The organism is Sutterella sp., from assembly GCF_052272535.1.
GTDB lineage: Bacteria > Pseudomonadota > Gammaproteobacteria > Burkholderiales > Burkholderiaceae_F > Sutterella.
The window spans coordinates 1-8,615 of the sequence record NZ_DAVZJY010000097.1; the positions used below are offsets into that span (position 1 = coordinate 1).

The 8,615-nt window shown below is 68.1% G+C and carries 9 protein-coding genes; 3 read left to right on the plus strand and 6 right to left on the minus strand.

From position 1 onward, the window contains the following. Positions 1-45 precede the first annotated feature (45 nt). Both rplQ and ACT6Y9_RS06265 read left to right on the plus strand, forming a co-directional pair. Positions 46-477 carry a 50S ribosomal protein L17 gene (gene rplQ, locus ACT6Y9_RS06260; protein ID WP_295478618.1) on the plus strand — a complete coding sequence of 144 codons (432 nt, stop codon included), beginning with the start codon at positions 46-48 and terminating at the stop codon, positions 475-477. Between the two features lie 111 nt (positions 478-588). Then, on the plus strand, positions 589-972 hold the full coding sequence (locus ACT6Y9_RS06265) for an RNA-binding S4 domain-containing protein (RefSeq protein WP_295478621.1): 384 nt from the start codon (positions 589-591) through the stop codon (positions 970-972). Positions 973-1,073: 101 nt separating this feature from the next. Here the strand turns inward: ACT6Y9_RS06265 and hemB are convergent, their stop codons facing one another. From hemB to lptM, 5 genes are all read right to left on the minus strand, one after another. Beyond that, positions 1,074-2,087: a porphobilinogen synthase gene (gene hemB, locus ACT6Y9_RS06270; protein WP_443743891.1), complete on the minus strand. Its 1,014-nt coding sequence runs from the start codon at positions 2,085-2,087 to the stop codon at positions 1,074-1,076. Between the two features lie 7 nt (positions 2,088-2,094). After that, the gene (yihA, locus tag ACT6Y9_RS06275) at positions 2,095-2,787 is read right to left on the minus strand and encodes a ribosome biogenesis GTP-binding protein YihA/YsxC (RefSeq protein ID WP_295478629.1); all 693 of its coding nucleotides are present in this window, start codon (positions 2,785-2,787) and stop codon (positions 2,095-2,097) included. A 167-nt stretch (positions 2,788-2,954) separates the two neighbouring features. After that, positions 2,955-4,001 carry a GMP reductase gene (locus ACT6Y9_RS06280; protein WP_443743892.1) on the minus strand — a complete coding sequence of 349 codons (1,047 nt, stop codon included), beginning with the start codon at positions 3,999-4,001 and terminating at the stop codon, positions 2,955-2,957. A gap of 170 nt (positions 4,002-4,171) precedes the next feature. Then, positions 4,172-5,566, minus strand: a complete 1,395-nt coding sequence (gene lysA, locus ACT6Y9_RS06285) for a diaminopimelate decarboxylase (RefSeq protein WP_443743893.1) — start codon at positions 5,564-5,566, stop codon at positions 4,172-4,174. 3 nt (positions 5,567-5,569) lie between these two features. Further along, the gene (gene lptM / locus ACT6Y9_RS06290; RefSeq protein WP_295478638.1) at positions 5,570-5,704 is read right to left on the minus strand and encodes an LPS translocon maturation chaperone LptM; all 135 of its coding nucleotides are present in this window, start codon (positions 5,702-5,704) and stop codon (positions 5,570-5,572) included. Between the two features lie 13 nt (positions 5,705-5,717). Between lptM and cyaY the strand changes: the two genes are divergently transcribed. Then, the gene (gene cyaY / locus ACT6Y9_RS06295; RefSeq protein ID WP_295478641.1) at positions 5,718-6,023 is read left to right on the plus strand and encodes an iron donor protein CyaY; all 306 of its coding nucleotides are present in this window, start codon (positions 5,718-5,720) and stop codon (positions 6,021-6,023) included. A 117-nt stretch (positions 6,024-6,140) separates the two neighbouring features. Here cyaY and ACT6Y9_RS06300 read toward each other — a convergent pair whose 3' ends face one another. Continuing rightward, on the minus strand, positions 6,141-8,516 hold the full coding sequence (locus ACT6Y9_RS06300) for a penicillin-binding protein 1A (RefSeq protein ID WP_443743894.1): 2,376 nt from the start codon (positions 8,514-8,516) through the stop codon (positions 6,141-6,143). Between the last annotated feature and the right edge of the window lie 99 nt (positions 8,517-8,615).

An 8,615-nucleotide genomic window follows, 5' to 3' on the forward strand; every position in this document is an offset into this window, starting at 1 on the left:
CGCATCCGCGCCGGCCGGATTTTTTAGATTCAAGGAAGCAAAAAAATGCGTCACCGCAACGGCTACCGCAAGCTCAACCGCACCTCCTCGCACCGCCTCTCCATGCTCCGCAACATGGCCTGCTCGCTCATCACGCATGAAGCGATTCGCACCACGCTGCCGAAGGCCAAGGAGCTGCGCCGCGTCGTCGAACCCCTGATCACGCTCGCCAAGGAGCCCACCGTCGCCAACAAGCGCCTCGCCTTCAACCGCCTGCGCGACCGCGACGTCGTCGTCAAGCTCTTCAACGAAGTCGCTCCGCGCTTCGCCAACCGTCAGGGCGGCTACACCCGCATCCTGAAGATGGGCTTCCGCAACGGCGACAACGCCCCGATGGCCTACATGGAACTCACCGAGCGCGCCGCCGCCGTTGAGGAAGTCGCCGCGCCGGCTCCCGCCGCCGCCGCCGCTCCCGCCGAGGACGTCAAGGCTGAGTAATCGGTCCGCGGCGCGCCCCTCGTGAGGTGCGCCGGATCCGAACCCGTCGAGAGCCCGCTCTCTCCCATCGTGGAGGCGCGGGCTTTTGCATATCCGCAGGAGAGAGACCTCATGGACAGCATGCGCATCGACAAATGGCTCTGGGCCGCCCGCTTCTTCAAGACCCGCTCGCTCGCACAGGACGAGGTGGGGCTCGGGCGTGTCCTCGTGGGCGGGCAGCGCGCCAAGCCCTCGCGCGACGTGCGCGTCGGCGACCGGCTGGAGATCCACCGCGGCGAGGAGACCTTCACCGTCTACGTCGAGGGGCTCTCCAACGTCCGCGGTCCCGCCGCCGCAGCGCAGCAGCTCTACCGCGAGACCGAGGAGAGCCGCGTCGCCCGCGAGACGAAGAAGGCCGCCATGAAGCTCGCGTTCGAACCCTCGACCACGATCCGGCAGGGGCGTCCGACGAAGCGCGAGGGGCGGGAGCTGCGCCGCTTCAAGGAAAGCTTCTGACCGCCCGGACCTTCAGCAGAATGAAGAACGGCCCGCCGTCCCCTCAGGAGGGAGCGGCGGGCCGTTCTTCTTCAGATGGCCTCGGCTTCAGGCGGGTCGCCTTAGTAGCTGTAGCCTTCCTTGATCCAGCGCGCGACGTCGAGCGCGCAGTACGTGAGGATGCCGTCGGCGCCCGCACGCTTGAAGCACACCATCGTCTCGAAGGTGATCTTCTTCTCGTCGATTGCGCCCGCGGCGGCGGCGAACTTGATCATCGCGTATTCACCCGACACGTGATAGGCGAAGGTCGGCGCGCCGAACTCCTGCTTCACGCGCCAGAGAACGTCGAGGTAGGGCACGCCCGGCTTGACCATCACCATGTCGGCGCCTTCGGCGAGGTCGAGCCCCACCTCCCAGAGCGCCTCGTTGCCGTTGGCCGGGTCCTGCTGGTAGACGGCCTTGTTCGACTTGCCGAGGTTCGAGGAGGAACCGACGGCGTCGCGGAACGGGCCGTAGTAGCTCGAGGCGTACTTGGCCGAGTAGGCCATGATGCGCGTGTTGATGAGGCCTTCGGCTTCGAGCGCCTTGCGGATCACGCCGATGCGGCCGTCCATCATGTCGGACGGGGCGACCACGTCCGCACCCGCCTTCGCCTGGGCCATCACCTGGCGCACGAGCATCTCGATCGTCTCGTCGTTGAGGATGTAGCCCGTCTCGTCGATGAGGCCGTCCTGGCCGTGGGTCGTGTACGGGTCGAGCGCGACGTCGCACATCACGCCCAGCTGCGGGTAGGCGGCCTTCAGGGCCTTGACGGCGCGCGGAATGAGGCCGTCGGGATTGGCCGCCTCGCGGCCGTCCGGGGTCTTGAGGTCGTCCTCGATGTGCGGGAAGAGCGCGATCATCGGGATGCCGAGCTCGACGCATTCGCCGGCGACCTTCAGAAGCTCGTCGATCGTGAGGCGGTCCACGCCGGGCATGCTCGGCACGGACTCGCGTCGGGCGGCCCCCTCCATCACGAAGACCGGAAGGATGAGGTCGTTCGGCGTGACCACGTTCTCGCGCATGAGGCGGCGGGAGAAGTCGTCATGACGCATGCGGCGCATGCGCACCATCGGATAGGCACCAAGAGTCTGCATTTGGAAATTACCTCTGAGTGGACCCGGAGCCTTCGCTTCGGGTGGAAACGGGAGCCGCGGCGGCGGGGGCGGCGGGCGCCGGCAGCCAGGATTCGAGCGTGCGGGCGAGCTCTTCGACGCCCTCGCGCTTCAGACCGGAGAAGAACTGCACGCTCACCTGGGGACCGAAGGCCGCGGCGCGGGCTTCGGCCGCCTTCAGGGTGGCGCGGCGCTCCATGTTCTTGATCTGGTCGCACTTGTTGAGTAGCCAGAGCATCTTCACTTCGGGGCGGCCGCGCATGAACTCGATGAGCCACTCGTCGGTCGGCATGAAGGGACGGCGCGCGTCCATCACGATCACAAGGCCCGCGAGCTGCTCGCGCTTGGCGATGTAGCCGCCCACGAGGTCGGACCAGGAGCCGCGCACGGACTCGTTTGCCTTGGCGAAGCCGTAGCCCGGCAGGTCCACGAGGCGGCCGACCGTTTCGCGCGCGCGCCCGTCGGGCGTCTTGCGCGAGAGTTCGAAGAAGTTGATGAGCTGCGTGCGCCCGGGCGTCTTCGAGGCGAAGGCGAGGCGCGTCTTGCGCGTGAGCACGTTGATCGTGGTCGACTTGCCGGCGTTGGAACGGCCGGCGAAGGCGATTTCGGGCTCAAGGTCCGTCGGCAGGCCGGAGAGCTTGGCGGCGGAAATTTGGAAGCGGGCGGAATCGAAGAGGCTCACGGAGAAACGGAATCCGAAAAAAGGACGGTGCGCAGGGCGAGGCGCTGCGGCCCCGGAACGCCCCGGACATCACCGGGAAAAAGCCTCATTATCGTAGAAATCCGATCTTACCCGCGGGTTAAAGCGCTTTGGCCGGAGGCGGCGGACGCCGCCCCCGCGCGCCGTCGTCAGAGGCTCCGGCCGAAGACGTCGTTCGTCTGCATCGTGGTGCGGATGAAGGTCGTGCGCATCGTGAGCTCCTTGAGCCGCCGCGCGCCCACGTAGGTGCACGCTGAGCGCACGCCGCCGAGGATCCCCTGCACGGTGTCCTCAACGGGACCGCGCGCCGGGATCAGCACGGACTTCCCTTCGGCGGCGCGGTACTTGGCGACGCCGCCCGCGTACTTGTCCATCGCGTCCTTGCTGCTCATGCCGTAGAAGCGCTTGTAGAGCTTGCCCTCGAGCTTGACCGTGTCGCCCGCGGCCTCGTCGTGGCCGGCGAGCATGCCGCCGAGCATCACGAAGTCGGCGCCGCCGCCGAAGGCCTTGGCGATGTCGCCCGGTACCGTGCAGCCGCCGTCGGCGCAGATGCGCCCGCCGAGGCCGTGCGCGGCGTCGGCGCACTCGATGATCGCGGAGAGCTGCGGGTACCCGACGCCCGTCATCTTGCGGGTCGTGCAGACCGAGCCCGGCCCGATGCCGACCTTGACGATGTCGGCGCCCGCGAGGAGGAGCTCTTCGGTCATGTCGCCCGTGACGACGTTGCCCGCCATCACGACGCATTCCGGGCAGGCCTCGCGGGCCTTCTTCACGAAGGCGACGAAGGCTTCGGTGTAGCCGTTGGCGACGTCGATGCAGAGGTACTTCACCGCGCCCTGCGGAGCCTTGGCGCGCACGGCGAGGAACTTCTCCCAGTCCGAGTCCGAGATGCCGAGCGAGTAGAAGGCCGTGTGCTTCGCCTCAAGCTCGGAGAAGAACGCGACGTACTCCTCGACCGAATAGTGCTTGCACAGCGCCGTGGACATGCCGTGACGGCCGAGCGCACGGGCCATCTCGAAGGTGCCCGTCGTGTCCATGTTCGCCGCGATGATCGGGATGGCGTGGTACGCCTCGGGGGAGTGGCGGAACTTGAACTCGCGCGTGATGTCCACCTCGCTGCGGCTCGTGAGGGTGGAGCGCTTCGGGCGGATGAGGACGTCCTTGAAGTCGAGACGGACGGTGTTTTCGATGTGCATGGATCGGTGCCTCCTCAAGGGGCCTGGGCGCGCGGCCCCCTTCGGGCCCGCACGCGGAGTGTTCGGAGCAGTCCGCGCGGCGGAGTGCGGACACAAAAAACGCCGCATTCCGGGGAGCTCCCGGAATCCGGCGTTGATTGATTCTACAGAATTTTCGCCTGCGGCCGCCGTCAGTCGGCGACGCGGCGGCGCTGCGCGAAGCCGAGGGCCTCCTCGAAGAGCCGGTCGGCGTGCGCGGGGTCGACGGCCGGGGAGGCGAAGCCGAGCCGCGCCTCGCCCGCCGAGAGGTCGAGCACCGTCTGCGGGCGGCGCAGCGGCAGCACCCGGCCGCCGTCGACCATCACCTCCATCGGCAGCGGCCGGGAGTTGTAGGTCGAGGCCATCGACATGCCGTAGGCGCCCGCGGTGCGCACGGCGAGCAGGTCGCCCGCCTCGACGGCGAGGTCGCGGTCGTTGCCGAGGAAGTCGGTGGACTCGCACACGGGGCCGACCACGTTGAGGATCTGGCGCTTCGCCTTCGGATTGGGGCGCACGGGCTCGATCGCGTGGTAGCTGCCGTAGATCGCCGGACGGATGAGCTCGGTCATCGAGGCGTCCACGATGCAGAACTGCCGCTCGAAGAGCCCCGACTTCAGGTACTGCACGGTCGTGAGGAGCACCGCCGCCTGCGCGATGATCGAGCGGCCGGGCTCGACGAAGATCTCGATGTCGGGAATGTGCACTTCGCGCCGCACCGCTTCGACGAGGGCGGGGATGAGCACGGAGGGCTCAAGGGCCTTCTCCTCGGGGTGGTAGGCGACGCCCGCACCGCCGCCGAGGTCGATGTGCGAGAGCGTGATGCCGCGCTTCTGAAGCTCGTTGACGAACTTCGCGAGCACCTCGACCATCTGCAGATACGGGGCGACGGATTCGACGAGGCTGCCGATGTGGCAGGAGATGCCCTCGATGTGGATGTTCGGGAGCTTCGCGGCCTTCTCGTAGAGCGGGATCACCTCGGTGAGCTTCACGCCGAACTTCGAGTCGCCGAGTCCCGTCGCGACGTGCGCGTCCACGTGCGCGTCGATGTTGGGGTTGACGCGCACCGAGACGTGCGCGGTGCGCCCAAGCGCGAGGGCGACGTCGTGGATGCGGTCGAGCTCCGCGGGGCTCTCGATGTTGAAGCACCGGATGCCCGCCTCGAGCGCGAAGGCGATGTCCGCCTCGCCCTTGCCCACGCCCGAGTAGACGATCTTCTTCGGATCGCCACCCGCCTCGAGGGCGCGTAGGATCTCTCCGCCGCTCACGCAGTCGAAGCCCGCGCCGAGCGAGGCGACGAGCTCGAGGATGCCGCGCGTGCTCGCGGCCTTGACGGCGTAGCAGACCTGGTGGGGCGCGTCGCCGAAGGCCGCCTCGTAGGCGCGCACGCGTTCGGCGACGGCCGCGCGGGAATAGACGTAGACGGGCGTGCCGTAGCGCCGGGCGACGTCCGCGAGCGCAACGTCCTCGCAGAAGAGCTCGCCCTCGGGCGTGCGCCAGAAGCCCACGCCCGTCGAAAGGGAGTCGGGACGGTTAAGATTCTCGGCCATGGTTCAGTCTCCAGCGGCGCCGGTTGCGGCGGGCGGTTCGTCGGGCATGTAGAGCGGCCCCTTCAGTCCGCACCCCGAAAGGGCGAGCGTGAGGAGCAGAGTGATGCCGGCGATGCCGGCGGCGAAGGTTTTTTTCATTGAGGGAAACGCAATGACGGAAACGGAATTTCTCGAACTCGCCGAGGCGGAGATGAACCGCCTGCAGGACGAGGTCGAGGCGAAGTACGACGATGCGGACTGCACGCGCAGCGGCAACGTCCTCACCATCGAGCTCGAGGACGGCGCCGAGGTCGTGGTGAACATCCAGGCGCCCATGCAGGAGATCTGGCTCGCCTCGCATCTCGGGGGCTATCACTTCGCCCCCCGGGCGGGCGACTGGATCTCGTCGCGCGATGGACGGAACATCCGCACGGTGCTCTTCGAGGCCCTGGACGCGCTCATCGCCCGCGGCCACTGAGGCGCCGCGCACGCACGCGCTCCACATTTTATCGGGCCCGCCGAAGCCGGCCGCTCCGCGGCCGGACCGGCGGGCCTTCTTTTCGCGGGGGGTTCTGCCGAGGCGTTCTGAGCCGCGTCAGAAGATCTGGTCGCGCACGAGGTCGCGCGCCGCCTGGTCGACGGAGAGCGCCGAGGCGTCGTCCACTCCGCCCACCGGATCGCGATAGAAGTAGAGCCCGTCGCGCTCGACCACGCTTTCGGGCTGCACGCGGGTGGTTTCGGGAACGTCCTTGAGCGCGGTGCGCATGTAGTCCACCCAGATCGGCAGCACGAGGCCGCCGCCCGTCTCGCGGCTGCCGAGGGGCTTGGGCTGGTCGTAGCCCATCCAGCCCACGGCGACCGTGTTGCCCGCGTAGCCGCAGAACCAGGCGTCCTGACTGTCGTTCGAGGTGCCCGTCTTGCCGGCGATGTCGTCGCGCTTGAGGAGTGCGGTGGCGCGCCGCGCGGTGCCGTTCACCGCGACGCGGTGCAGGAGCGAGTTCATCACGAAGGCGTTGCGCTCGTCCACGGCGCGGATCGAGGGGTCGCCCGCCTGGCGGTTCGTCGCCTGCATCAGGGTTGCGCCCGTCGCGTCGGTGACGCGGTCGATGAGGTAGGGCTGCACGCGGTAGCCGCCGTTGGCGAAGACCATGTAGCCGCCCAACATCTGCCAGGGCGTGACGCTGCCCGCGCCGAGCGCCATCGGGAGGTTGGCCGGGTGGTTCTTCGCGGCGAACCCGAAGCGCTCGATGTACTGCTGCGCATAGGCGGGCGTGATCGCCTGCATGATGCGGATCGAGACGAGGTTCTTCGAGAGCTCGAGCGCGCGGTAGAGCGGCATCGGGCCGTCGAAGCGCCCCTCGTAGTTCTTCGGCTCCCAAAGCTTGCCGCCGGTGAGCTTCGGGTCGATCGAGATCGGCGCGTCGTTGATCACCGTCGCGGGCGTGAAGCCGCGCTCGAGCGCGGCCGAGTAGATGAAGGGTTTGAAGGAGCTGCCCGGCTGCCGCCACGCCTGCGTGACGTGGTTGAACATGTTGAGGTTGAAGTCGAACCCGCCCACGAGTGCATGCACGGCGCCCGTGTTGAAGTCCGCCGCGACGAAGGCCGTCTCGACGCGCGGCACCTGTCCGAGCGTCCAGATCTTGTCGGCGTTCTTGCCGCTGAGCGGATGCATCACGCGGATGATCGAGCCCGGCACGATCGGCTCGATTCCGCGGGCGGGCTTCGCGGCGAGGTGGCGCCGCGCGAAGCGCAGGCTCTCCTCATCGAGCTCCACGGTTTCCGTGGGCGAGATCGCCGCGACGATCTTCTTGGGCGAGGCTTCGAGCACCACCGCTGGGAGCATGAAGGGCGAGGAGGTCCGGTGCTCGAGCGCGGCGCGGATCACCTTCGGACGGTCCGCCGCGGCGCCGAGATCGACGCGGCCCTCGGGGCCGCGGTAGCCGTAGCGGTGGTCGTAGGCGATCAGATGGCGGCGCACGGACTCGACCGCGGCGCGCTGCTCTTCGGTGCGGATCGTCGTGTAGACGTTCAGGCCGCGCGTATAGGTTTCGCTGCCGAAGATGTCGTACATCAGCATGCGCGCGAGTTCGGCGGCGTAGTGCGCCGTGACGGTGTCGGCCGAGGCGTTGGTGTTCACCGGCGCGTCGGGCTCCACGGCCTTGCGCACTTGCATCGGGAGCGACTTCTCCGTCTGGTAGGTGAGCTCGTCGATGCGCCCGAGGTCGTACATGCGGCGCAGCACGTAGTTGCGGCGCATCGTCGCGCGCGTTGGGTTGACGATCGGGTTGTAGGCCGAGGGCGCCACGGGCAGGCCGGCGATCGTCGCCGCCTCGCCCACGGAGATCTGGTCGAGCGGCCGGCCGAAGTACGTCCGCGCCGCGGAGGCGAAGCCGTAGGCGCGCTGCCCGAGGTAGATCTGGTTCATGTAGATCTCGAGGATCTGGTCCTTCGTGAGCTCGTGCTCGATCTTGAAGGACATGGCGATCTCATAGAGCTTGCGCGTGTAAGTGCGCTGCGTCGTGAGGAAGAAGTTCCTCGCCACCTGCATCGTGATGGTCGAGCCGCCCTGGCCGCGGCGGCCCGTGAGGACGTTGATCACGGCCGCGCGCAGGATGCCCGTCACTTCGATGCCCGGGTGCTCGTAGAACCCGTCGTCCTCGGCCGAGAGGATCGCGTCCTTCACGTGCTGCGGCACGTCGGCGATCTTCACGAAGTCGCGCCGCTCCTCGCCGAATTCGCCGATGAGCTTTCCGTCGGCGCTCCAGACGCGCAGCGGCACCTTCGGACGGTAGTCCGTGAGGGCGTCGATCGGCGGGAGCTGCTGATAGATGTAGGCGAAGACGAAGACGCACAGAAGCACGCCGGAGGCGGCGCCCGCGGCGCACACGCCGACGGTCCAGCGCAGGATGCTCCAGAAGGTGGAGCGCTTCGGGGCGCCGGCGGACTTCTTGTTGTTGCGGGGAGTCGGCACGAGGAGACCTCATGTTGGGCGGCGGACACGGGTCGCGCGGCCTGAAGAAGGAGAAACGGCGGCATTATAAAAAGCCGGCCCGGCGGGCGCCCGCCGGGG

What these genes read in the sequence shown, in the direction of transcription:
- lptM (WP_295478638.1), bottom strand. Translation starts at nt 5,704, where the DNA reads ATGAAAAAAACCTTCGCCGCCGGCATCGCCGGCATCACTCTGCTCCTC.
- hemB (WP_443743891.1), bottom strand. Translation starts at nt 2,087, where the DNA reads ATGCAGACTCTTGGTGCCTATCCGATGGTGCGCATGCGCCGCATGCGT.
- ACT6Y9_RS06280 (WP_443743892.1), bottom strand. Translation starts at nt 4,001, where the DNA reads ATGCACATCGAAAACACCGTCCGTCTCGACTTCAAGGACGTCCTCATC.
- cyaY (WP_295478641.1), top strand. Translation starts at nt 5,718, where the DNA reads ATGACGGAAACGGAATTTCTCGAACTCGCCGAGGCGGAGATGAACCGC.
- ACT6Y9_RS06265 (WP_295478621.1), top strand. Translation starts at nt 589, where the DNA reads ATGGACAGCATGCGCATCGACAAATGGCTCTGGGCCGCCCGCTTCTTC.
- lysA (WP_443743893.1), bottom strand. Translation starts at nt 5,566, where the DNA reads ATGGCCGAGAATCTTAACCGTCCCGACTCCCTTTCGACGGGCGTGGGC.
- rplQ (WP_295478618.1), top strand. Translation starts at nt 46, where the DNA reads ATGCGTCACCGCAACGGCTACCGCAAGCTCAACCGCACCTCCTCGCAC.